General features: G+C 59.1%; 22 protein-coding genes. 12 read left to right on the top strand and 10 right to left on the bottom strand.

Going from position 1 to position 24,717, the window contains the following annotated elements:
* Positions 1-5: 5 nt before the first annotated feature.
* Complete coding sequence (locus tag ABIL25_04210) at positions 6-2,888, bottom strand: HEAT repeat domain-containing protein (GenBank protein ID MEO0081483.1); 2,883 nt, start codon at positions 2,886-2,888, stop codon at positions 6-8.
* A 172-nt stretch (positions 2,889-3,060) separates the two neighbouring features.
* Between ABIL25_04210 and ABIL25_04205 the strand changes: the two genes are divergently transcribed.
* From ABIL25_04205 to ABIL25_04165, 9 genes are all read left to right on the top strand, one after another.
* Positions 3,061-4,338: a FlgD immunoglobulin-like domain containing protein gene (locus tag ABIL25_04205; protein MEO0081482.1), complete on the top strand. Its 1,278-nt coding sequence runs from the start codon at positions 3,061-3,063 to the stop codon at positions 4,336-4,338.
* A 34-nt stretch (positions 4,339-4,372) separates the two neighbouring features.
* A complete protein-coding gene (locus tag ABIL25_04200) occupies positions 4,373-5,341 on the top strand; it encodes a hypothetical protein (GenBank protein MEO0081481.1) in 969 nt (322 codons plus the stop codon).
* Positions 5,342-5,382: 41 nt separating this feature from the next.
* The gene (locus tag ABIL25_04195) at positions 5,383-5,967 is read left to right on the top strand and encodes a phosphatidate cytidylyltransferase (protein MEO0081480.1); all 585 of its coding nucleotides are present in this window, start codon (positions 5,383-5,385) and stop codon (positions 5,965-5,967) included.
* 49 nt (positions 5,968-6,016) lie between these two features.
* The gene (locus ABIL25_04190; GenBank protein ID MEO0081479.1) at positions 6,017-8,578 is read left to right on the top strand and encodes a peptidyl-prolyl cis-trans isomerase; all 2,562 of its coding nucleotides are present in this window, start codon (positions 6,017-6,019) and stop codon (positions 8,576-8,578) included.
* 66 nt (positions 8,579-8,644) lie between these two features.
* Positions 8,645-9,634 carry a galactose-1-phosphate uridylyltransferase gene (gene galT, locus ABIL25_04185; GenBank protein MEO0081478.1) on the top strand — a complete coding sequence of 330 codons (990 nt, stop codon included), beginning with the start codon at positions 8,645-8,647 and terminating at the stop codon, positions 9,632-9,634.
* Between the two features lie 55 nt (positions 9,635-9,689).
* A complete protein-coding gene (gene glgA, locus ABIL25_04180; protein ID MEO0081477.1) occupies positions 9,690-11,147 on the top strand; it encodes a glycogen synthase GlgA in 1,458 nt (485 codons plus the stop codon).
* 121 nt (positions 11,148-11,268) lie between these two features.
* On the top strand, positions 11,269-11,844 hold the full coding sequence (gene ispF / locus ABIL25_04175; GenBank protein ID MEO0081476.1) for a 2-C-methyl-D-erythritol 2,4-cyclodiphosphate synthase: 576 nt from the start codon (positions 11,269-11,271) through the stop codon (positions 11,842-11,844).
* Positions 11,841-12,518 carry a rhomboid family intramembrane serine protease gene (locus tag ABIL25_04170; protein MEO0081475.1) on the top strand — a complete coding sequence of 226 codons (678 nt, stop codon included), beginning with the start codon at positions 11,841-11,843 and terminating at the stop codon, positions 12,516-12,518. The genes ispF and ABIL25_04170 overlap by 4 nt, the downstream gene beginning before the upstream one ends.
* A gap of 84 nt (positions 12,519-12,602) precedes the next feature.
* Positions 12,603-14,084 carry a glycosyltransferase family 39 protein gene (locus ABIL25_04165; protein MEO0081474.1) on the top strand — a complete coding sequence of 494 codons (1,482 nt, stop codon included), beginning with the start codon at positions 12,603-12,605 and terminating at the stop codon, positions 14,082-14,084.
* 26 nt (positions 14,085-14,110) lie between these two features.
* Here ABIL25_04165 and radC read toward each other — a convergent pair whose 3' ends face one another.
* Both radC and ABIL25_04155 read right to left on the bottom strand, forming a co-directional pair.
* A complete protein-coding gene (radC, locus tag ABIL25_04160) occupies positions 14,111-14,812 on the bottom strand; it encodes a DNA repair protein RadC (GenBank protein ID MEO0081473.1) in 702 nt (233 codons plus the stop codon).
* Entirely contained in the window at positions 14,809-15,372 is a 564-nt protein-coding gene (locus ABIL25_04155) for a DUF6125 family protein (protein ID MEO0081472.1), read from the bottom strand. The genes radC and ABIL25_04155 overlap by 4 nt, the downstream gene beginning before the upstream one ends.
* 319 nt (positions 15,373-15,691) lie before the next feature.
* Between ABIL25_04155 and ABIL25_04150 the strand changes: the two genes are divergently transcribed.
* Positions 15,692-16,906: a T9SS type A sorting domain-containing protein gene (locus tag ABIL25_04150; protein MEO0081471.1), complete on the top strand. Its 1,215-nt coding sequence runs from the start codon at positions 15,692-15,694 to the stop codon at positions 16,904-16,906.
* A 302-nt stretch (positions 16,907-17,208) separates the two neighbouring features.
* Here the strand turns inward: ABIL25_04150 and ABIL25_04145 are convergent, their stop codons facing one another.
* The 5 genes from ABIL25_04145 to ABIL25_04125 all read right to left on the bottom strand — a co-directional run bounded on the left by ABIL25_04145 (position 17,209) and on the right by ABIL25_04125 (position 21,798).
* Positions 17,209-19,353 (bottom strand): hypothetical protein, encoded by a 2,145-nt coding sequence (locus ABIL25_04145; protein ID MEO0081470.1) that lies wholly within the window; start codon positions 19,351-19,353, stop codon positions 17,209-17,211.
* A 61-nt stretch (positions 19,354-19,414) separates the two neighbouring features.
* Positions 19,415-20,719, bottom strand: coding sequence for an aspartate--tRNA(Asn) ligase (gene aspS / locus ABIL25_04140; GenBank protein ID MEO0081469.1), 1,305 nt, complete (start codon positions 20,717-20,719; stop codon positions 19,415-19,417).
* Between the two features lie 152 nt (positions 20,720-20,871).
* Complete coding sequence (locus ABIL25_04135; GenBank protein MEO0081468.1) at positions 20,872-21,018, bottom strand: hypothetical protein; 147 nt, start codon at positions 21,016-21,018, stop codon at positions 20,872-20,874.
* 28 nt (positions 21,019-21,046) lie between these two features.
* On the bottom strand, positions 21,047-21,310 hold the full coding sequence (locus tag ABIL25_04130; GenBank protein ID MEO0081467.1) for a hypothetical protein: 264 nt from the start codon (positions 21,308-21,310) through the stop codon (positions 21,047-21,049).
* Positions 21,311-21,666: 356 nt separating this feature from the next.
* Positions 21,667-21,798 carry a hypothetical protein gene (locus tag ABIL25_04125; protein MEO0081466.1) on the bottom strand — a complete coding sequence of 44 codons (132 nt, stop codon included), beginning with the start codon at positions 21,796-21,798 and terminating at the stop codon, positions 21,667-21,669.
* A 95-nt stretch (positions 21,799-21,893) separates the two neighbouring features.
* On the opposite strand from ABIL25_04125, the gene ABIL25_04120 reads away from it, so the two are divergent.
* Together ABIL25_04120 and ABIL25_04115 are read left to right on the top strand one after the other, a co-directional pair.
* Positions 21,894-22,400 carry a transposase gene (locus ABIL25_04120; protein MEO0081465.1) on the top strand — a complete coding sequence of 169 codons (507 nt, stop codon included), beginning with the start codon at positions 21,894-21,896 and terminating at the stop codon, positions 22,398-22,400.
* 30 nt (positions 22,401-22,430) lie between these two features.
* On the top strand, positions 22,431-22,889 hold the full coding sequence (locus ABIL25_04115) for a transposase (protein ID MEO0081464.1): 459 nt from the start codon (positions 22,431-22,433) through the stop codon (positions 22,887-22,889).
* A gap of 193 nt (positions 22,890-23,082) precedes the next feature.
* On the opposite strand, the gene ABIL25_04110 is transcribed toward ABIL25_04115, so the two are convergent.
* Both ABIL25_04110 and ABIL25_04105 read right to left on the bottom strand, forming a co-directional pair.
* Positions 23,083-23,655 (bottom strand): hypothetical protein, encoded by a 573-nt coding sequence (locus ABIL25_04110; protein ID MEO0081463.1) that lies wholly within the window; start codon positions 23,653-23,655, stop codon positions 23,083-23,085.
* A gap of 9 nt (positions 23,656-23,664) precedes the next feature.
* The coding region (locus ABIL25_04105; protein MEO0081462.1) for a hypothetical protein at positions 23,665-24,717 on the bottom strand (1,053 nt) is incomplete at its 5' end.

Genomic DNA, 24,717 nt, shown 5'->3' with positions numbered 1-24,717 from the left:
GTAGACTAGTCCGGCACGAGCGCCTTGCGCAGTGCGGCGAGTACGAACCGGTTTGTCTCGACCGCGCGTGCGGCACTGAGGCTTTCACGCACAGGCTCGGTGCCGAGCTTTGCAAGACCCTGCACCGTAACAAGCCGAACAAAGGCATCCCTGTGCCCGAGATAGGAAACAAGCCGCTGCCGCGTTGAGTCCGCAGAGGCCGCCTTAGTCGAGTCCAGCTTGGCTGCGATTTCGGCCACAGCACGAAGTGCATGACCAAGTGCAGGCGGCTTCAGCCGATCTAGCCCGCTGAGCAGGGTGTCCTGTACCGGCTCACCGATGGCTACGAGCGCCATCTCTGCTGCCGAACGCACGGTAAACAGCCGGTCACCTAGACTACGAATCAGACCCGGTATTGCAGCCGGATTCTTGAGCTTGCCACAGGCCTCGGCCGTGACAATGCGCGACAGTTCAAACGTATCGCCAAGGAGGTACACAATGCGCGGCACGACGAGCGAATCGCCGATGTCGCCAAGCGCGTTTACCGCCCGGCGCGGGGTAATTCGGCCTTCCCGGAGTGCAAGAAGCAGGGATTCGACCGCAGGCATTGCATCCTTGCCCATCTTGCCGAGCCAGTAAGCTGCGTTGTTCCGGGCAAGATACCGCTCATCGCGTAATGCCCGCATCATGTAAGGCAGGGCGGTATCCGGCCAGGCCTTGAACAGCTCCTCGATTGCCCGCGACTCCAGTCCGTCCTTGGTGTCGAGCTTCTTCTCGCAAACGTACTCAACTGCCCGGCGACCGAGTGCATGGAGTTGCCGCCTTGCTTGCCTTACCCTGGCCCGAGCGTTGCCGACCTCCCAGGTTGCGGCAATTCTAAAGATAGAATCAATCGGCAAGGCAATCGAGTCTCCAATAGTTTCTAGCGTATCACCTTCGTCGGCTTCATCACCCGGCACCGGCTCTGCAGACAGGTCAGAACCTGAACCGTAGGTGCCGTTGGTCCAGTACCCGGTGTCCGAGCCTGCACTGCCTGCGGTGTATCGGTCATGACCAGCAAGGTCCATGAAGTTCCCGCTGCTTGCAAATCCGCGCGCCGCGGTTCCGCCGCCGAGTGCCACAGGTTCGGTACTGGAATACACGTCGTTGCCGGTCATGTCACAGAACAGACCGACCGAGTTCGTGAGCGCCACGCCGGCGCCGCCAGACGCAAAGTAAACATCGTTCCCCTTTCGGTCAAGCAGAAGCCCGACCGAGAGGTCATGGCCCTCACCCTGACTTGGCCCCAGCCGCGAGTAGTACGAGTCGTTTCCCTCGTTATCCACCAGACTTCCGATTGCAAGATGGATGCCCGAACCCTGCGAGTACTGAGCCGCAGTATAGTGGTCGTATCCGTCTCCGTCCCAGAGCATACCCAGACTGTACCAGTACGAAGTGCCCTGTGCATATACCTCGGCATCGTAGAAGTCGTTACCCGACTTGTCGTACAGGAATCCGATACCGCCCGCAGCATCTGGCCGCCAGCCGATTGAGAACCCTTGGCCGAATGAACGGTACTCGTGCGGCAGCAGCGGTTCGTGTCGGTATCGGCCTCCAGCGTAGTAGCAGTCGTTGCCATCGAAGTCTGCACACAGGCCATAGCCCCAGGTTGAGGAAAAGCCCTGGCAGTATCCGAGTGAGCGGTATGCATCGTTATCCTCGGCCTCGAGCAGAAGCCCGCAGCCGAAATGACCCGCACCTTGGACACAGCAACCGGCATCGTATATGTCTCTGCCCGCAATGTCCCACAGAAAACCGGTTCCAAATACCCCTGTACCTTGGGAATAGTTTCCGGCCCGATATACATCATTGCCCGCAGCGTCTATCAGCACACCGGCTCCGAAAACTGCCGAGCCCTGGCTGAAGGCCCGGGAGCAGTCGTACCGGTCGTTACCCTCGCAATCAACGAGCACGCTGAACGGGTGGTCAAGGACGCCGACCGCACCGCCGGCCCGGTTGAAATAGCTGTCGTCACCACCCAGGTCAATAGCAAGGCAGCAATCCCGGCGATAGATGTTGTCATGGTTCGCACCGACCACGACCAGGCCGAATGCGGTCTGCCACGAGGCGTATACTCCACCCTCAATACCTTCCAGCGGCCTCAGTTCTACATTCTGTGCTAGGGCGACCGAACTGGACTCAAGCAAACGGAACGCCTCGCAAGCTCCAAGTGTCACAGCAAGCCCGGCCAGGGCAAGCGAGCGACGGTCGAGCTTGCGGGCATATGTCAGCACTGTCTCGGCCCTGACACCAGTTGTGTCGTAGTCCAGCCCGAATTCGCGGTGCAGCATACCGGCCCAAGATTTCTCGAGCGTGTCGTCTTCGTCGTGCCAGAAGTTAGGGGCTTCGCCTACGAGCCGGTCAAGCTCCTTTTCAGTGAGCCCGGCAGTCGCCTTCGTGAGGTACCGGCTTCCGACCCTGAATCCGGCCAATACGACACTGACCGCCTGACCAACCGCAGACGGCAGAGCTGCCAGCTCTGAGGCTTCAACCTCGGCACGCACCCCTCGGGTTTCGGCGAGAATCTCTCGATGGACCCTGGCCGAATCTTTTTGCCCGATGTCAACGTCAATCTGTCTGTACTGGTAAAGAAGCAGGCTGGCCGGCGACCCTTGACACAACTGTACCTGCTTGGCCGCCAGGTCCGTATAGGACGCAACCTCGAGTGGGTTGTCAAGCATGCGGTCAACGATTTTCAGCCGGAAGAAACTGTCGGTTGCCCACTGCTTGAAAAAGCCCAGCTCAGGCGGTGTGATGCCCTGCGTGGCAAGACCCTGCTCGAGCGTAGCCCGGGTCAGGGAATCAAGGCCGACAGCGGCCAGACCCGATGCGACGCACCCGGTAACGAACACAAGGAAAACTCTGCGCATAACGTTCCTCCGTATGACTCTGCCAATGTAGCCTGCCCCGGACTCTTGTCAAACACACCGTGCTCCCTTGGAAACGAAGCAGACACCCCACGGCGACACTGAAAATGGGGGCAGGAAAAGGCGGATGCCACAATGACCTTGACTGTGCCGGTACTGCCGGTAACATTTGGTGTTGAGTCTGCTTGCAGCTCTCTTGTTGATTGCGGAAACGCCGACTACCCTTCTTGTTCCGCCGTTCAGTCACACGCTCGGGTTCCACCGGGTTACGCGTTTCTACCTCGAACTGTACCTGGGCAAGGACTTCAAGATCAGTAACCCCCAAGCGATGTGCGGTGCCAAGATGTTCGAGGAGGATGACCCCTCTACTGGCAAGGACGACCACATCCTGACCATGTTTGCGGTGAACTCGGGTTCAGGCCAGATTGTGTACAACGTCAAGCTGGTCCGCCCCGGACTTTACGGCTCGGTCGGCTCTGACACCGGTCAGTTTGCGAACCCGCACGGGATCTGCTGCAACCCCAAGGGTGACGTGTACGTGGCCGATACCGACAATGACCGGGTCGTACGACTGCGCTATTCCCAAGGAAGACTCTCCTGGGTCTCGGTCATAGACTCTGGACTCAACCGTCCCAGGGACGTTGGCATTGACTCACGAGGCCGGCTGTATGTCGCTGACTGCGGAAACGACCGCATTGTGGTGTATGGCCCGGACGGCTCGGTCGAAGCAACCTGGCCTGGTCTTGACCGACCTACTGCGGTCGCGGTGCTTGATGCGCAGACCGAGTATAACGATTACAAGCTCGACGCGGTCACGGTCATTGACCACGACCGACAGCGAATCAGCCAGTTCTCTCTTTCCGGCCAGCTCCGCCGTCAGACCGATGCGCGCCGTATCGGTCGGGACGAGGCCGCGTTCGCTTACTGCGCGTTCGACCGCCACGGGAACCTGTACGTGACCGACGAGACGAATTGCGAAATCCACGTGTTTGACCCGAACCTGAAATACATCGTGTCCCAAGGCGGGCCGGACCAGTTCAACTCACCCCGCGGCATTGCAATCTGGCGCCGTTTCGGTCAACTCTTCGTGAACGAACTGGACGGCGGTCAGTACTACTGGGTCGGTCTAGATGCATACTTCATTGGCTGCTATCCGCCCGAACTAACTCGCGAGCAGCCCGGCACGACTATTGCGCTGTACGTAACCGAAGTCGGCGACGTGACGGTGACGATCTCCGACTCTGCCGGCCGCGTCGTCCGTACACTGACTCCTCCCCACTCCCAACGGCCGGGCGAGGTACTGATCGTCTGGGACGGCCGCACCGATTCAGGCGAGTTCGTGGCTCCAGGGGAATACGAAATAAGGGCGGTGGTCCGGCCCACCTACAGCCGGCCCAAACAGCTCTTGAAAAAGGAACTTGTCGGCCGGGTGCGACGGCTGCTTGACAGTTGACCGCAGATCAGTAAACACGGAGCATGAATACGAGATGAGCAATCTCCAGAAACGACTGACTGACTGGACAGGACTGTCCCATACAACGACTGTCACAATCTTGCTAGTACTCGCGACCGGGCTGATTTATGCAACGAGGTATGCAGGTGACTTCGAGGAACTGGGCACTTCGGCCCGGGCGCTCGGCATGGGCGGTTCTGCGGTTGCACTGGCTCAGGGCCCGGCTGCCATCTACTACAATCCAGCCCTGGCGGCCCGAAACCGCCGCACTGCTGCGCTTCTGCTTCATGCCGAGGACTTTTCCGGACTGGTCCAGCACAACTTTCTTGGTGTGTCGTTCGTAGCCGGGCTTCAGGCTTTCGGTCTGGGTTTACTCCACAACGGCATTCCGGGCATCAAGCTTACAACGCTGCCCGACACGACGAAGCCGCCGGGTGAAAACAACCGGCCCGTCGTGCGCGGGGTCGTCAACGCAAATCAGCTTGTATGCTACCTGAACTATTGTCGGATCCTCTCATCCCACGTCTCGCTGGGCGGTAATGCCAAGGTCATCTACCAAGGGCTTGGTCCTAGTTCCTGTTTTGGCATGGGTCTGGACGGAGGCCTGGTTCTGACCCCGTTTGAGGATTTGGACATAGGGCTGCGGGTACGTAATGCGTCGAGTTCACCTCTGTTCTGGACCACCGGTACAAAGGAATTCATCCTGCCGCGGCCGTGCCTCGGCGTCAGCCGGTCGGTTCGGGTGGGCCGGGACGCGCTCCTGGTGGCTGCCGAGGTTGGAGCCGACCCGGAGGAACGGAGCCTGTACCATAATCTGGGACTGGAGTATTCATTCCGCCGCACCCTGTTCGGTCGGATGGGATTGCACCGCGGCAATTTCACATTCGGCCTCGGTGCTCGTTATCGGCGGTTCTACCTCGACTACGGATATTCCGCCGGGTACGCCGCGGGCAGCCGCGAACTGGGCAGTACCCAGCAGATTTCCGGGGGTGTTGAGTTCTAGGTCCTGAGGTCGGCCGCAAGCTGGTACACCTGCTTGCGCTGGTGATTCCTATCCTCTACTACCCGCTCTCGCAACTTTCGCCTTGGCTGGTCGTGGGACTCATGGCCGGAGCCACCGCAATCTTTCTGACGGTTGATTTCTTGCGGCTGCATCTGAATCCCTTCAAGGGAATCTTTATCGTCCTGTTCGGCTCACTCCTGCGGCGCCGTGAATTCTCGACTTTGACCGGTGGTAGCTACCTGATGCTAGCGTCGTTCGTCTGCATGCTCGTCTTTGGTTCCGGCGTCCTAGGTACGCGGCCTGAAGAGGGCCGTGGCGTTTTTATTGCCGCGGTGTCGTTCCTTGCCGTCGGCGACACGGTGGCTGCACTGGTCGGTCTTTTGTTCGGTCGCATCAAACTCTTCCGTAAGACGGTCGAAGGTACGCTAGCTGGACTTCTTGCATGCATCGGTATCGCCTACGTCGTATCAATCCTGCCAGGACTTGACCTTCCCCTTACTGTTGGTATTCTAGGGGCCGTTTCAGCCTCGCTCGTCGAGGCGCTGCCGATTGAAGTCAACGACAACGTTGTCGTTCCGGTCTTCTCCGGGGCAGTAATGATGGTCGGTCTGCAGTTCCTGCACTGACTGCGGACCCGATGACCGAAGCTGGCAAATCTTATCATTAGGAGGTAATATGAAACGAAATCTTCTGTCCGGGCTGCTGGTTCTTGCCGGAGCTGTCGCCGCGCAACATCTTTCAGCCGGACTCGACAGCGTGTACCGTTGTTACGCTGTCGGTGACTACTCAACTGCCAAGAATTTGCTCGAACAGCTCGACTTGCGGACCAAGACCCCGGCCGACCGGTTCCTAGTCAAACTCGAGATTGGCGATTTCCTGCTGGACAAACGTCAGGACTACGCCGCCGCCGAGTCGGTTTACAATCTCCTACTCGCCGAGTTTCCAAAGGAGAAGCGACGTCCTGACGTTCTGTATCGTCTAGCGCTGGCCCAGGAACAGCAGGAAAAGTTTCTTGACGCCGCTCGAAACTACGAGCAAGTCGCGACCCGGTACATGAAAACGACCTACGGCGAGGACGCGCTCGACGCGATCGAGCGCTGTTTTCGCAAGAACTATCAAGACCGTGTGGCCTACGTTGACGGCTTCCCGATCACCCGGATCGAATTAGATGACCGCATCTCACGCAACCCGGCAATGTACGAGCCGTTTGAAAAGAAACAGGAACTGCTCAACGAGATGATTGATACTCGGCTGCTCTACAAAGGAGCCCTTGCTGCCGGTGTGATGAATGACCCAAAGTTTGCCACTGATGTCGCCCAGATGCGTAACCGGGTTGTGTTCCAGGAATGGTATCGCCGCGAGATTGAGCTCAAGGCCGAACCGACTAACAAGGCAGTTCAAGCCCAGTACAGGAAGGACCGTGCGAGCCGGTACACGACTCCGGAGAAAGTGCATGCCTACCAGATTGTCGTCGCCGAGAAGACGCTGGCTGACTCACTGCGCCGGGCACTGCTTGCCGATACCACGCTCAGCTGGGATTCGGTCGCGCGTCAGTATTCCACTGCACCGGACAAGGAGAAAGGTGGTGACATGGGACTGTTTGCCCGTGGCACCCAACCTAGACCGATCGAGAATGTCGCCTTTCAGCTTAGACCCGGTCAGTTGAGTCAGCCGATCAAAACCGACCAGGGCTACGTCCTCATGAAAGTGACCGAGCGAAAACCTCGGGTCATTCGGCCGCTGAGCGAGGTCGAGAATCAGATCAAGGTACAACTCCGTCAGGAGAACGTCAACCGGCTTTACGAAGCTAAGACTGCGGAGCTGAGACGCAGGGCAAACGTTGTCACCGACACCAACGCCATCGCCCAGAACAAGGATACCCTGGCACTGGTTTACGGCTCGGTCATCACACCCGCCGAACTTACTGCCCGCATTGACCAGATACCACCCTTCTTCCGCGGTCAGTTCGAAACACCCGAGGGTAAGCAACGCATCCTGGATCAACTTATCCTTGAGAAACTGCTGCTCTACGAGGTTGAGCGGTCAAAGACCTGGCTTTGGAACAAGGTTGTTGATCGGGTCTTGGAACAGCGGACCCAGATGGCAATTGACCGCTACCGGACGATGATGACCACCGAAAAGGTCCGAATTGATTCGGCCCGGGTCAAGGCCGACTATAAAGCAAACATCAACGAGCACAAAGTCCCGGCGCAGGTGCACCTACGGGAGATCGTCGCCCGTAGTCGCAACCGGGCCGAGCAGCTACGGACCTGGGCAAAGGCTGAACGCCTGCCCGCGATGCTTGAAGGAAGAGCGGTGCTGGTACTGGACCAGGATTCCGCAGCCCGGTTGAAAGAGGCACTTGCCGCCACAAACAACACTGACTCAATTGTCGCCCTTTTCGGACTAGCCGGCACGCCTGCACTAGCTGGCACGCCAACAGTTCGAGCCGGAGCAAAGGAAGTCCCCAACATCACTCGGCCGTGGCGAGCTGCCGGCCCGTATCGTAACGTTAGTGGATACGGACTGGCATTCACCGACCTGTCGGCCGAGGACCAATTGTTCACTCCGATACTCAAGGAACCACGGACTCCGCAGGAACTCGCCCAAGTTCTCGGCGAGGAGCTCAAGATTGACAGTACCGGAGCACCGATTCTTGATTCGGCCAAGCTCGGCGCGTATGTTGCTCTAGAAGGCCAACTGCCGTCCGACTTTGTCAAAGGCCTGTTTAGGCTGGAAACAGGCCAGGTTACCGAGCGCGAGCTGGCGCACGGTTGGCTTATCGTCAAGGTGACGAAGAAGGACACCGCGCAGAAGGCTACATTCGCTGACATTGCCCGCCGTTTCTCGATTGCTGGCAGCCGGTGGTCCGGCGGAGACATGAACTGGCTCAGTCGCGACGACGAAGCCCACGACAAGAAGGTAGTCAACGCTGGGTTCGAACTATCTGCCGGCAGCATCTCACCGGTGATGAAGCTCAATGATACGACTTTTGTATTCATAAAGGTCGAAGAGAAGAAAAAGGCATATACCCGGCCGCTGGAAGAGGTCTGGGCGAAGATTGAAGGCAAACTGCGCCGGGCTGACGAGAAACAGGCATACGACGCTCTACTCGCCGACCTCCGCGCTCGGGCGAGGATTGAGGTTCTGATGAAGGAGTCCGACTTCATCTTCGAGACTGAGCCGGCCGAAGAGACGCCGAGTGGCGGGGAATCTCAGCCCGGTGGCGGAAAGTAGAGTGCCGTGGTGTAATGACACGGGCACGGCAGGACACATAGTTCACCGGACTTAGGACGTCCTGCCGTGCCCGAACTGCGCAAAGATCCGGTTCTCGGACGCTGGGTCATCATCTCAACCGAGCGGTCACGCCGGCCAAGCGATTTCCGACGTCCGGCTCACCAGCCGGTGACCGGGCACAATCAGCCGTGTCCGTTCTGTCCCGGTAACGAGCACCTCACACCGCCGGAAATCATGCGGCGACCCGAATCTGGCCAGTGGTCGGTACGGGTCGTTCCAAACCGGTTCCCGGCACTAACGCCCGAAGGTCAACCGGTCCGTCAGGGAGTCGGCGTGTACGACAAAATGACCGGTATTGGCGCGCACGAGGTAATCATCGAAACTCCAGACCATTGTCTCAGCCTAGCTGACGTTGAGCCGGGTCATTTCAGCGAAGTCATCTGGACCTTTCATGACCGTCATGTTGCGCTGTCCGCTGACCCGAGGCTCCGCTATGTTCTCGTGTTCAAGAACCACGGCGCCGGTGCTGGCGCCTCACTCGCCCATTCCCATTCCCAGCTTATTGCAATGCCGGTCGTCCCGGTTCTGGTAAAATCCGAGCTTGAAGGAGCAGCTCAGTATTTCCGTTTCCGTAACCGTTGCGTGTACTGCGACATGCTCAAGCAGGAGCTACAAGAGACTGTAAGACTGGTATTTGAGAACGACAGCTTCGTTGTGTTTCAGCCTTTTGCCCCGCGTTTCCCGTTCGAAACCTGGGTTGTCAGCCGCCGTCATTTGGGCTCGTTTGCCACCATGGACGCAGCGCACGTGACTGACCTTGCGCTTGCGCTCAAGGACATCCTAGGCCGCATGAATCGCGGCCTGTCCGGCCCGGACTTCAACTTCGTAGTCCATTCTGCACCCCTGACTGAACCAGACCCGGAATACTATCACTTTCACATCGAGCTGATGCCGAAACTAACAACTATCGCCGGATTCGAAGTCGGTACCGGTTTCTACATCAACCCGGTTCCGCCTGAGGATGCGGCATGTTTCCTGCGCCAGCAGTCTGGATGAACTACACGGATTTGGGTGACCTGACCCCGTAAGCCTTGGCTTAGGAAGCATCAGCATGACCGTTGCCCATCTTGCATCTGAAGTGGCGCCGTTTTCAAAGACCGGCGGTTTGGCCGACGTAACCGGCGCCCTACCGCAGGCACTGGTACGCGCTGGGCTTCAAGTTGCCGTCATCTCACCATTGTACCCATCCGTGGTTGAGGCTGGGTTCAATCCCGCCATATCTGACACATTCACGGTTACCGTCGGCGACCGAACCCGGACGGTCAGACTGCTTGAGCTTGTAGACCGTGGTGTGAGATACATCTTCGTGGACGAACCGGGATTTTTCGGTCGAGCAGGTATCTACGGCGACGCGCATGGCGACTACCCGGACAATGCAGAGCGCTTCATACTCTTTTGCCGCGCTGCGCTGGAAGCTGTTGCCCGGCTCGTACCAGAGCCGGACGTGGTTCACTGCCACGACTGGCAGACTGCGCTCGTGCCGCTTCTTGTCAAAGAGTGTTTCCCTGCACTCAACTGGATGCCTACCGTGCTGACAATTCACAACCTCGGGTATCAGGGTAACTTCCCGAAGGAGAAGTTTCAACTGCTCGGCGTACCGGCCCGACTGTTCGGACCAGACGGCGTTGAGTTCTACGGGTCGGTCAGCTTTCTCAAGGCGGGGTTGCTCTTTGCCGACCGCTTAACTACTGTCAGCCCAACCTATGCGCGTGAGATAATGACCGCTGAGCTCGGATTCGGACTCGACGGCGTGCTTCGCGCCCGGGCCGCGGACCTGTCCGGTATTCTCAACGGCATTGACGTCGAAGTATGGAACCCTAGCAAGGACCCGTACCTGGACCTTTGTTTCGACAGCCAATCGCTAACGGCCAAAGACAGGAACCGCGAACAACTCAGCCGCGAGCTCAGTCTCAGGTCGGACCGCTCACCACTGTTTGGATGCGTGACCCGGCTCGCTGGCCAGAAGGGCATTGACAAACTCATCGCCGTGATTCCGGAGCTTGTTGCGGCTGGTGCCCGAGTTGCGATTCTCGGCTCTGGCTCGGCCGAGTTCGAGTCGAAATTGGCAAAGACCGCCTCTGACCACCCGGGCGCGGTAGCGGTCAAGCTGGAGTTCAGTGAGCCGCTTGCCCACCGCATCTACGCCGGTTCAGACTTCTTCCTGATGCCATCAGAATATGAGCCGTGCGGCCTGGGCCAGATGATTGCCCTGCGTTACGGCACAATACCAATTGCCTCGCGCACCGGTGGCTTGGCGGACAGCATCATTGATTTTGACGAGTACCCGGACTCAGGAACAGGATTCCTCTTCACGCGCGGCGTGTTGGCGGAGTTCAGTGCGAAGCTTCAGCATGCACTCGACCTGTACCGGGACAAGGAAACGCTTGCGAGCGTGAGACAGCGAGCCATGGCTACTGATTTCTCCTGGGATGCGCGCTGCCAGGACTACGTCCGGCTCTACTCAGAGCTGGTCGTCAAACCCCTGCCGAACCGCAACCGGCCAGGGTAAAACCATGAAGCGACCTGCCTGGTAGAACGAGAGAACCCTGGTCGCACAGTGCTAGACTATTCCAGTCCTACTGTCCTCTCTTCTGCTTGACCGGAGTCTGACAGACCCTAGAATCACCGGCGTGCAGGCCCCGCTTCGTATCGGCATCGGCTTTGACGCTCACCGGTTCAGCTCCAGTCCAGACCGCAAGCTCAGACTGGGCGGTATGGTCATACCGGGCTGTAAGGGCCTTGCCGGCCACTCAGACGCGGATGTGCTGCTGCATGCCATCATGGACGCCTTGCTTGGTGCCCTTGCCCTGTCTGACATCGGAGTCCGCTTCCCTGACACCGACTCGAAGTATCAAGACGCCGACAGCACCATCTTGACGACCAGAGTGATGCGACTCGTAACCGCGCGCGGGTATGAAGTGGCCAACCTTGACTGTGTCGTCGTATGTGACCAGCCCAAACTTGCTCACCACGCCGTCAGCATCCGTACCCGAATTGCCCGCTTGCTTGCAGTACAACCGAACCGGGTCGGGCTCCAGGCCAAGACCTGCGAAGGAACCGGGCTCGCAGCGCCGGGCAGAAGTATTGCAGCAATGGTAGTCGTGCTCCTCAGGCAAAAGCGCACGGTCCGACCAAGAGACACGGGGCTTCGAATCCGCTTAACCAGGCTGCGGCCGCCGCTGAAACCCAGGGGGAAGGTCCGGTGATACCGCTCCACGACGATATCGAGTCACGAACCCGTCCGTACGTTACCTATGCCCTCGTCAGCGCCTGCGTGATGGTGTTCGTGTACCAGTTGATGTCCGAGCTTTCCAGCCCGGCGGCAGAGAGGGATTTGCTGTACACATTCGGCATGATACCCGCTGCAGTGTTCCGCGGCCAGCACCTCTGGACGCTCCTCACCTCGATGTTTCTGCACGGCGGTTTCTTCCACCTTGCCGGCAACATGCTATTCCTCTGGATATTTGGAGACAACGTCGAGGACGTGTTCGGTCATTTCGGCTACCTCGGCATGTATGTTCTGTCCGGCGTAGCTGGAAGTTTGCTTCACATTCTGGTCGCGCCCGGGTCCACGGTTCCGACCATCGGTGCCTCCGGCGCCATTTCTGGTGTCATGGGTGCGTACTTCGTTCTCTATCCCGGTGCCAGAGTCCTGACCCTAGTTCCGATATTTTTCTTCATCCGGTTCGTTTATCTCCCAGCTTTTCTCCTGCTTGGGTTCTGGTTGCTACTGCAGCTATTGTACGGTTGTTCGTCGGTCGGAGGCCGAAGCGGCGTTGCGTACTTTGCCCACATTGGCGGATTTGTTGTCGGTCTTCTTCTCGCGCTACTTGTCCGCAATCGTCGCCGGCGCCGACCAGTTTGGTATGACATACACTGACCGGCCGGCTTCAGGTTACCCACCTCCGGTCACCTGTTCAAACAAAGAAACCGACCGATGTCGCATCCGCAACACCCCTGCCTGATGCCAACAACCGGCCAGAGGGTTAGTCTGTTCGGTGCGCTGACTGTCGCTGCTGCACTAAGGCTAGTCTTCCTGTCCCTACCGGCAACATCAATCGAGACCAAAGCCGTTGCTGCCATCCCGGATGCTGCCGAGTACCTTACCCTGGCCCAGAACCTTGTTCGGCACCAGACGTTCTCCCGGTCTGAACAGGAGCCGTACCGACCCGAGGTCCTGCGTACACCAGGCTATCCCCTTTTCCTCGCCCTGTTCTTCGTTGTGTTCCCTAAACCGCTCCTGCCGATACTCGCTGCCCAGCTTATTCTTTCCCTGCTACTGGTCCTAGTCACCTACCGGTTCTGCCTGGAACTGACCGGCGACAACCGCACTTCACTTGTTGCCGCTTATCTGGTCGCGCTTTCTCCCAACCTAGCGTTCGTCTCGACCAAGGTCGTGACTGAGACTCTGTTCACCCTCATGCTAGCTGTAACGCTAATTCTGTTCAACCGGCACCGCACAGTCAGCCGGGTCCAGGGCATTGTCGCCAGCGGAGTGTGCTGCGGCCTTCTGGCGCTTGTCCGGCCGATAGCACTCTACTTTCCGCTGCTATTGGCTGCAGTGCTATTCTTCGACCGCAGCGTCCGCCAGTACAGGCATGCTTGCTCCTGTTCGGAACAGACCGGTCGGCCCGCTGACGTAGGCCTTCCGCGCCTGCTCAGCCCGCTGTTGCTGCTCGCCGGTACTGCGCTCGTAGTTCTGCCGTTGTTCGTGCGCAACGCTCGACTGACCGGCCGTTGGGTTCTCTCAACGACTGCCGAGCACAACCTTGTCCTGTACAACGCTGCAACCGTTCTTGCCTTAGACCAAAACGTCTCGTTGGCCGAGGCACGTGAGCTGATGAAACTTGAGGCCGAAGCACCGTCGTTCGCTCCACTGGATACTTTGAACATGGCCCGGTACTGGCAGCGACTCACGCCGGTCGCGTGGCGTCACATCCTGCGCAAACCTTGGCTCGCCCTACGGGTCCAGCTGCTTGGGTTTGTCTCCACGTTGGCTAGTCCAATAAGCCTAAGGCCGCTTGCAGTTCACTCCGGCACGGATCCGGGCCAGGAGCCGAATGTCGCTCAGCGTGCTCTGACTGCGCTCGCCCGTGGCCAGCTCGTCGAAGCAGCCCGGCTCGTTTGGCAGTCTCGGCTTGCGCGACTCGGCTGGTTCGGGGTCACGACGTTTACCGCCGCGCTCATATTTCAGCTCGGTGTGCTCATACTGGTGCTGCTCCTGCTTGTTCGTCATCTTTTCCTGCATACCCGCTTCTCATTCCCCCTTGCTCATGACACTATGCTGTTGCTGTTTCTGACCATCCTCTACTTCGCACTGCCGACCGGCGCACTGGGTGAAGCCCGCATGCGGGCTCCGATTGAACCCGTACTTGCGGTGCTCGCCGCAGCGGCGACCCGCACCCTGGACTCCATCGTCAAGGGAACCGGAAAGTCGCGCGTATAGGACGGTGCTGTTTCCGGGGCTATGCTTTACAGCAGCCCGCGGCTGCGGAAACTGTAGTGCTTGTCGCCGGCGATAATGATGTGGTCCAGGAGCGGAATGCCGATTATCCTACCGGCCTCGACTAGACGGCGGGTGAGCCGTACATCGTCCTCTGACGGCGTCGGGTCGCCGGACGGATGATTGTGCACGACGACTATCCCCGAGGCCTTTGCCCGGATTGCTTCCTGAAACACTTCGCGCGGGTGGGCCAGAGTCGTATCGAGCGAGCCCAGCGACACCAGCTCCCGTGTAACCAGCCTGCGTCTGGAATCCGCAACAAGCGAATGAAAACACTCCTTTTTCTCGCCGCGCAGCTTGGGAGCCATAAGCCGCACAACCGCCTCAGGACTGTCCAGCTCTGCCCCTGAGTCGTCGTCCGGAGGCTCGTCAATCCGGCGTGCGAGTTCAAGTGCGGCCTTAAGCTGACACGCCTTAGCCCTGCCAATACCCTCGATCTGTTGCAGTTCCTCGATGGTCGCATCGGCAATTGCGCCGATGGTCTTGAACCTCCGCACCAGGTCACGGGCAATATCGAGAACCGACCGCCCTTTGGTTCCCCGGCTGATGATGATCGCCAGCACCTCTTCGCGGGTCAGGGCCTTCGGTCCCTCGCGCATCAGCCGCTCACGCGGCCGCTCGCGCTGCGGAAGGTCGTGAACCGTGAACGTGCGGTGCGTTGGTTCCTTCACTTGTCTTGTCGGACTCTAAGGTTGTCGGTTCCTTCTCCGATGGTGAACTCCCAAGCGCACCAGGCATCAGCGGGATGTTCGTCCGGTGGGCAGTACAGGCATCGGGTTGTGATTCGCGGGTCAATTACCCGGGCGAACTCTGAGTACTCGACAATACCTACCTGCTTGCACGGAAAATCCGCAAGGCCCTTGCGTCTGCGGGCCGATTGCACCCGGCAATCACGCATCCTGAAGACGACGCGATTCTGGGTTTCCTCAATCGTATCCTGCTCGTTGATAAAGGCATAGAGTCTGAAAGACAATGCCTTGACGAGAGCTGGAATCCCGCTGCCCGGCGTAATGCCGTGCCGCCTCATGATGCGTTCGGCCTCGATTCTGGTAAATCGCCGCCACGCCTCAATGTCGGCCCGGATTGCTGCGTCGAGGCCGTGCTCGGACTCAACTGCCTGAAACCAGGTGCCGTCATGTGCGAGCCAGTTCTTGGCGGCGTCGGCGAGCAGCTCCTCGAGCTGTTCCCGTCTAAGCCCGGCAAGCTGCGGAAAACGGCCCGGCGTCATCATGCCGGCCATGTTATTCCGGAATCAGGTCATGTCAATCGCCGTCCCGGCCGCCTTCGCCCGGCATCCGGAGCAAGCCCAAATGCCCTGACCGACGGTCCTGGAGTACGCCGGCCCTTCTGGCAAAGCGGCTCGAACTCGCTCACTCCCCGTGGATTTCAGGAACGAAGCCCCAGATTCCTGGCATGCTGCGTCGGCTGACGCCAACGTCTCGTCCTCTGGCGAGTCTCGTGGCTTCCCGGCGACCTTGATTCTCGGACGTACCCTCTGCCCCTTGACAGCTCAGCAAGGCAACGCTAGCCTGACGTATCAGAGGAGGTCTATGTCAAGACCGTTGCTAGCGCTGGCCGTCATCACTCTTTCGTTGCCGGCCTTGCTCCTAGCCCAGATGGGCTGGGACCAGGCAACTGCATCTGCCCCCTGGCCGCCGCGGCACTGCCTAGGCTCGCTTGAGTTCGGGGGTCGGATTTGGGTGTTGGGCGGCGAGGGGAGTGCGAGCTACAATGATGTCTGGTATTCGACCGACGGCACCAACTGGTTCGAAGCTACGCCGTCAGCTGCGTGGTCACCACGGTTCAAGCACACCGTTGCCACGCTTGGCGATCGGATGTGGATAATGGGAGGCAGTTCTGGCAACCTGAAGAACGATGTCTGGTACTCAGGCGACGGTATTGACTGGTCAGAGGCCACACCGGCCGCAGCCTGGGCCGGCCGTAAAGGACACGCTTCGGTTACGTTCGACTCGAGACTGTGGGTTCTCGGCGGTACAACCGGCACCATCAAGAACGATGTCTGGTACTCAACAACCGGCGACACATGGGAACAGGCAACCGCAGGCGCTGACTGGAACCCGCGCGTGAATCATGCTGTGGTGGTTTTCCACGACACTATCTGGGTACTGGGCGGATTCACCGGCGCTGCCAACCTGAACGATGTGTGGTGCTCGTGCAACGGCACCGATTGGACCCAAGTCACTGCCTCGGCCGCCTGGTCGGCGCGTCGGGGTCACTCGGTCGCGGTGCTGCGCGACACCATGTGGCTTGCCGGCGGCAATGCTGGCACTGTGTACTACAACGACGTCTGGTACTCGGTCAACGGCGCGGACTGGGTACAGGCAAGTCCCTCGGCGCCGTGGCCGGCCCGCTGGAACCACGCTCTTGTCGCCTACAACGACCGCATCTGGATTCTCGGCGGCTGGAACCAAACGCAGGTGTTCAACGATGTTTGGTACTCAACCGGACTCGGCGGACTGGCGGCAAACCCTGCAACAACGCTCCCTGGCCTGCGGCTCGTCATTTCGCCGAATCCGGTTGTCTCCCACGTCGCCACGGTGCGGCTTGTAGCAGCAAATGCCCTACCGCGGGTTACGAGCATCCGAGTCCATAACGCAACCGGTCGGGTTGTCCTCCATGACGCTATCACTTCATTACCTAATCGCTTCTCGCTCGACCTGCACGGCCTTCCTGCTGGTGTCTACCTTCTGCGTGTTGGCACGGAACTGGGATTCTCCGAAACGCAGATACTCAAGCTCCGCTAAGTCCACTCAACAACGAGAAGGACCCTGTCGCACTCCCGATCGGTCCAGGAAGTTCGCGCAGACTGGCAGATGTTCCTCATGTCCGGTTCTAACTAGTCGTCCGACCGACCCGCCGGGCGTCCTGCTGAGCGACCGGGTGCCACGTATTCACCGCACTGTTCGCAGCCTCGCGCAGATGGAACGCCACCGCGCCAGGCCCTTCGCCCGAACTCCGGTAGCCAGCCCGGCACAAAGGCCGGGCACCCCATACTGTCCAAACGAGGCTGGCCTGAGAACCAGGCCAGCCTCAGTCCGGAAAAAGACTATTCCGCCAGAATGAACTTGACAGTGGCCACACCAGGGCCGGAAATCAGTTGCGCGAAATACAGGCCCGCGGCCTGCCTCACGCCTGCATCGCTACACCGGTCCCAACTCACCCGCGTCTCAGTAACCGCAAGCTCGCGCACAACCGAGCCCAGCGCGTTGTAGATGACCAGCCGCGAGCCGGGCACGGCTGCGGCAATCTCGAACGCAACTTCACCGGTTACATTGACTGCCTTCACCCTTAGACCGGGTCGCACTGCACCGAGTCCCTGCTCACTGACACCGGACGAAAACCTTATCCAGAATGACCAAGGCGTACCGAGCTGGCCCCAACCGAACTGGTTGTGCGCCCGGCATGTCCACTTGTACGACTTGCCGTACTGGAACAGCGAGTCCGGCAGCGGGCAGGTGTTGCTCGTCGTCTTGCGCCGGACCAGTGTGTCGCCCGCATATATCAACCTGAAGTCAAGACTGTCGCCGGAATAAAGCGAATCCACAACAAGGACAATCGGCGGTGCGAAAATCTGCTGACCATTAGGCGGAGCAAGGAACTTGGGCGGAAGCGGCTCCCGGGTTATAACGAAGTTCCCGAAACTAGCGTCGCTTGAGGTAAGTGTCGAGCCATTGTACTGCCTGAGCCGGAGCCGAACCGAGTCTGAAGCAGGCTGGGAGGGTGAAACGTACCACTTGTACAAACCGTTGTCCGGCAGGTTCGCGGCCAGGATCTGCCAGGTCTTACCGTGGTTCTGGGAGATTTCGATGTCAACCCTTGTCCCGGGATTGCCATGGCTCGTCCATGTCACATTAGCCGTATCTCCGACCTGAAGTATCTCTCCACGGCCGTTTGAGTTGTAGAATGTGTCACCGACCGGATAAACAATGTTCAACCGATGCACGTCTCCGCCTGACATGTGGGGTGACGCGACGTGTGACTGATTGTTACCTGAATAGTGCCACCAGGCCGCGGGCATCCACCATGTGTTGTGCACATATACGTCCTTTTCCGGAGTACGGTACCCAAAGCAGGCGAGCGAATGGCTCTCCCACATTGCACTCCATATGAACGCATACCCGCCGTTGATTTGGCCGGTTATCGTACTCCAGGCCCAGTCATTGCCGCTTGAGCCGTATGCTTCGGTCACAGTGCAGGTATAGTTGTTGTTATTACCCTGGGCCGCATTGCGCAGACCTGAGGCAATGTAGGAAACGTATGTACCGCCATTGTTGACGGTATCAGTGTTCATCGCAATGGCGCATTCGCGCTGGGTGTTCGGTATCTGCCAATCGTTTTCGCCCTCAATACGGTCCCAGCGCAAGGCATACTGATCCACGAGCCGACCGTAGTTCTGGGTCCGGTCAATATAACCAAGTACCATTGCGCCCGATGTCGGCGTGCATCCATAGCTCCAGTCGTAGAACGGCGCCTTGTCCACGTTCGGCACGTAGTACTCGGTGAAGTCAGTGAAATCCCTGCCCAGCGCCTCCTGCCATTCATGCTCATGCACGGCCGCGGCCGCTTCTGGATCATATCCGTGTTCGCGAGCTACCTGTCTTCGGCGCGACACCTCCTCAACGAATGCCTGCCGGGAGTTCCAAGTCTCATCAAAATGGTTCGAATAGACAACATGGTCTCCAGCCTGGTTACCAAACTCAAGGAACGTCCGACACTCGATAAAGTAGATCCTTGTCAGAGTAGCGTCACTACCCAGAACCTGCCGGGCCCTGGCCAAGGCCTTCTCACCTATGGCATAGTACTCGGATGTACCGTAGCCGTAGTAAACAAACGGTGGCCGGTCATAGCTGGCTGATGCAAGGATGCAGGCATACTTTGACCGCCATTTAGTAAGGTCGGTATTGACGGTCAGACGTTCGCGGTCGGCAAGGACGTCAAGCGTAACCTGTTCCTGGTCTGGGAAGGTCTGTCCATCAGTTCGGAAGTGGAACATATACCCCGCGGTTGCACCATTCTCATCGAGGTACGGGATAACCGGGCCGAGCCGGCATCCTGGCCACTCGGCTTCTGCCTTACGCAGCACGAGGTCGTGAACAACTTGGTACTCAACTGCGTTGACCGGCGTCCTGCCACCTTCGGGTAGTGGCAGAACCGTGAGCAGGAAACTTGCCAACGAAACCACAAGCATCATCTGTGCTCCTTTCGTCTCGGAACAACAAGAAATTCTAGCCCCGCGGGCAAAGGTGTCAAACTTACGGTGTCAGACGGTATCGGTCTCGTGGGAAAAAACTCGCCTCGCGCACGTTCGCCAGGCCGAGAAGCTGCTGGGTCAGCCTTTCCGCTCCGATTGCCAGTCCGCCGTGCGGCGGCATTGCGTATCGGAATATCTCAAGGTAAAACTCGAAATCGGCCGGATTCCCGCCAATTCTGCGGATGCTGTCAACGAGCATCTGGTAATCGTGAATGCGCTGGCTTCCGGTTGTAACCTCAAGCCCGCGGAAAAGGCAGTCAAATCCAAGGGTAGATTCCTCATCCTCTGGATCCGGCATCGTGTAGAACGGCCGGGCCGAGCGAGGGTATCGGGTAACAAACACGAATTCAGACCCGTGCACCTTCAGAGCGTAATCACATATCTGACGTTCACCTTCAGGGTCAAGGTCAACCATGCCCCTAGTATCACGGCCATAGTCCCGGCCGAGAATTGCCAAGGCCTCCTTGAGCCGGATTTCCGGCATGTCGCCGACCCTGGGCAGTTTGGCTCCGAGCAGGTTGAACTCCTCTTGGCAATGCAACCTGAGATTCTCAACCAGTTCTCTCAAGAAACCCCTCTCGACATCAATTACATCGGTGTAGGACTCGATGAATCCCATCTCCAAGTCAAGCGACAGATACTCGTTGATGTGCCTCGACGTGGCATGGTCTTCAGCCCGATACACGAACCCGACCTCAAACACGCGTTCGAACCCGGCACCAACAAGCATCTGCTTATAGAACTGCGGACTCTGAGCAAGATATGCCTGCTCCTCGAAGTACTTGACCGGAAACAGCGCAGTACCACCCTCAGTGCCAGCCTTTACTATCTTGGATGTGTGTACCTCTAGGAAATCAAGCCGGCGCAGGTAGTCACGAAAGGTGCGTACGATTTCAGCCTGAACCCGGAACGGCGCGGCGAACTCGGGGTTGCGCAACGAAAAAGCCCGGTGGTCGAGGATCGTATCAATCTTCAGATTCAGCTTCTCGCGCGACCGACTCACCTCAAAAGGCAACTCGGCCTGAGGCTCGATTAGAGGCCGGACTGACATGACCTCCAGTTCGACTCCGGCCCGCGCCTGCTTTTCTTCCTTCACCCGGCCCACAACCTCAACGATGCTCTCGCGCTTCAGGTCAGCAACCTTGACCTTTGCCGGATCAAGTACAACACCCTGGGCCACGCCGGTCCGGTCCCGCACCAGCACAAAAGCAATCTTGCCCTTATCCCGAACGTGGTGCAACCAGCCAACCAGTCTGACTGCTTCGCCGACGTGCCTCGGCAGGTCACGGGCCAGCGTTCTTTGCATGGTGAAATCTAGCCGCTATCCCCGGTCTGTCAAGCAACCCATGAACCCGGAATGGTGGGCCAGGATGGCGGCTAGCGGGCGAGCGCTCCCAGCCGAACAACAGGGCGGCGCTGAATCCTGCGCCGCCCCGCTCTTGTCTCGCTCTGCCGCTACTATCTCACCATCACCGCTTTCCTGGTGTCGCGGAATCCGGGTGTCTCGAGCCGGTAGAAGTAGATGCCGCTTGAGACCTTCCCGGTCGTTCTGCCCCGGCGTAAGTATCCTTTCTGCCGACTACCGCCGGCTGTCATCTCGCCCAAATGGAGCTTACGCCCTCTTTGTCCCCAGTCAAAACACCCGCTGAATTTGCAGGAAGTATAGGACATCACCCCGGTCGCACAACCGGCAGCCGGGCAAGCGGCCTACCAGCCAACCGCCAATCGGCCTGCCAACCGGCTTGGCAAGCGGCTTGGGAGTCAACCTGGCAACCGGCCTACCAGCCGGCCGTCCAATCGGCTTGCCAATCAGCCTGGCAATCGGCCTGCCAACCGACTTGGCAAGCGGCCGGGGAATCAACCTGGCAACCGGCTTGCCAATCGGCCGGGCAATCAACCTGCCAAACGGCTCGGCAACCGGTCTGCCAAGCGGCCGGGGAACCAGCCCGGTAATCAGCTCGAGAATCGGCCTGCCAATCGGCTTGGCAATCGGCTTGCCAGGCGGCCTGCCAATCTGCCCACCAATCAGCCTACCAATAGACCCCCATACGGGAAGACTTCACTTACGAGCGCCCCAGGTGTGCCTCAAGCCTCAGGCTTTACTTTTCAAGCTCCTGACTTCACTGGCTCACTTTACCTCGCCCGGCCCCTCGACCCCTTGACCCGCAAGCCGTGGTAACTTGGTGCAGGGACGGCTTGTCTCCGCCCCTGCACCGGTATCCGGTCTTCGGGTTTCCGGTCTACTCGCTCACGCTATCTTACCACCACCATCTTCCGCTGCCGGCACTCGGTGTTCGCTTCGACCCGGCAGAAGTACACGCCGGCTGCAAGCTGTCGCCCGTAGGAAAACGGGAAGGAAAACGAGGAAAACGGGAAGATACTCATGAAAAGCCTCCTTTCGGTTTCGAAGGTATTCTTATGTGCACAAAGGACCTCGAAACGCAGAAAGGAGACGCACAATGCTACACGTAGGTCTGGACATGCACAAGCGGTTCTCCGAGGTGGCCGCGCTCAACGACAAGGGCGAGGTCGAGAATCGGAAGACGCTGCGCCACGACAACGGTGGCGAGATGGCCGAGTACTTCCGGCCGCTGGCGGGCAAGGCGGTGGTAACGGTCGAGGCCGTGCGCAATTGGTACTGGCTGTACGAGTTACTGGAGGGACTCGGGGTCGAGGCCAAGCTGGTCAACTCCAGAAAGGTGCGGCTGATAGCGGAGTCCAAGAACAAGAGCGACAAGATCGACGCCCTGATCCTGGCGCAACTGGAACGGACCGACTACCTGCCACAAGCCTACATTCCGCCGCGGCCGGTCCGGGACATGCGCGAGCTCTTGCGCTACCGGCTGGTCCTGGTGCGGTTGCGCACCGGTCTGAAGAACCGGATTCATGCCCTCCTGGACAAGCTCAACGTCCAGCACAGTTTCACCGACCTGTTCGGCACGGCCGGCCGGAGGTTCATGGCCGCATTGGAGCTGCGGCCGGTCTAGCGCGGGCAACTGGACAACTACCTGGCGCTCATGGAGGACGTAGAAGGACGGATTGCCGCAGCCACCCGGGATATCAAGGCGCAGTTGGTGACCGACCCGCGGGCCGAGCTCTTGATGACGATACCGGCTATCGCCCATCTTACCGCCTACCTGCTCTTGGCTGAGATTGGCGAGATCAGCCGCTTCCTATCGCCCAAGAAGCTGTGCGCGTACGGCGGGATCGTACCGGCAACGAGGCAGAGTGCCGAGCACCGCTGGCAGGGGCGGATAACGCATGAGGGCAGCCGGTACATCCGCTGGGCGATGGTGGAAGCAGCCTGCAAGGCCCCGAGTCACGATCACTATCTGGGGCAGTTCTACCGTAGCGTGGCGCACCGGCGCGGACCACTAAAGGCGCGGGTGGCGGTGGCGCGGAAGCTGTTGGCTGCGGTATGGTACGTGCTGACGTACAACGAGCCTTACAAACCAAGGTATGAAACCACAGTCTGAGCAAACCCGGCGGGGACGTTGGTCTACGAAGACCGAGGGTCAGAGTGGGAAGCTCAGACTCGGAAGTGAACATGTGTCTGCCGCAGGACGAATAGAAGCATGAGTAAACTCGATACTCGAGTCAGGCAGGATGAACCGGAAAGGAACACAGCTATCGGCTATTGACAGGAGGCTTTTCATGGAAGCGTCCCCGTTATCCCCCAACATTGTACCCCCAAAACTCCGCCGGACAGGGCTCCATGACCCCGAAGATGCGACAGCAGAGCGCCGGCCTGGCCGGCTCCGGCCCCGGCTGGAAGCCCCCGCCCGGCACAATCATCGAATCGTACTTCGTCCCAGCAAAGGCATCGTAGTAGAATTGGATAGAGTCTGACCCCGACCGCGTGAACTTGAACTCCAGTTGCTTCCCCTTCACGATGGACTCGGGATAGGTCACATGCAGATAGAACCTGACCCACTCGTGATCAACGTCGCCCCCGGCATAGGCCACCTGTGTTATTGGGGATCCGCCTGGATAGGTCAGAACCGACAGGTGATACGCGCCACCTGCGCCCCGTGAGCCCGCGAACAGCTCGCAATAGGCCCCCGACGTGCTGTCCAGCAGGTCGAACGCGACCGTGATCACCTCCGAAACGTAGTAGTTGGGTGCGGGAGGCAGTCGCGTCCAGCCCGACCACTCAGCAGTCCTTGGCTCCACCGAGTAGGCGCGAACAAGCGCAGCCGAGACGCCCACCACCAGGCAGAGCAGTATCAGTGTTCTTTTCATCTAGTCCTCCTATTGTTTCACTGCCTTCGCTATCTCTCGGCGACCACCGACCGTCACCTCGACAAAGTACAAACCCTGCGGGATTCCGCCAAAGTCCAACCTTGTGCCGCCGTTTTCTTCTCTGCGTCCCACAGCCATGCTCCTGCCCACGGCGTCGCGTACCGTCAAGCAGCCGCCGCGTACACGGTGCCCTTCCAGAACGGCAAACTGCGCAATGGGATTGGGCCGGACTCTGAACGCTAGCCGTGACGGACGTGGCCATGGCGCAGGTTCCGTCACGCCTGTCGTTGTCGTCTCGTACACCGCGACTCCGGCATCCCAGAATGCTCCATACAGGTAGCCACCAGCGTAGCTGAGGCGGCGGTTGCTGTAAGGTGCACTTGCCGCGCCGATTCTCCTTGGCAGAACCGGGTTGCTCACTTCATACGCTTCAACGCCCTCACTTGTGCCTATGAACAACACAGATTCACCAATGGTAACATCCCATGCCCTGCCGGTCGGTGTCCGCGACAACTCGTGTGGTTGCGAGGGATTGGCGACGCTGAACACGAAGAGCGTATCCCAAGATGGTACGTATGCGAACGTATCCCTCACCGCAACGCCGATGGATGGACGACCGCCGGTGCAGATAACACGGGGACTCGCAGGGTTTGCGACATTGACTATCTGCAAGCTCGTGCCAGCCACATAGGCCAGCGTTTCCTGAACTACCAACCCGAATACTCCGTCCTGCGTCACGCAGCTCCCCACCAGCACCGGCTGTCTGGGCCGGGCAACGTTGACGATTTGGAAGCGTCTTCCCTCGGCCACGTAAACGAAGCTGTCGCGCAGGACCATGTCCTCGGGGTAGCCGAACAACTCACATGTCCCCGCGAAGAGTGGCATTGCTGGCTTACTCACGTCCAAAGCGCGGAACTTCGGGCGCGGCCACCCGATGCAGGCGAAGGAATCCCCGGCAACGGCTGTTGCGATGCCCGGTGCCTGCCCAGCCGTGTCATAGGAACCAAGCGTGGTCAGCCTTGCCGGGTCACTGACATCGAGTATCTTGAGCCCAGACATCCG

This window comes from candidate division WOR-3 bacterium, assembly GCA_039801365.1.
Classification (GTDB): Bacteria; Hydrothermota; Tepidihabitantia; order Tepidihabitantales; family Tepidihabitantaceae; genus JBDRUN01.
The sequence above is the reverse complement of the archived record's forward strand: the minus strand, read 5'-3'. Positions and strand labels throughout refer to the sequence as shown.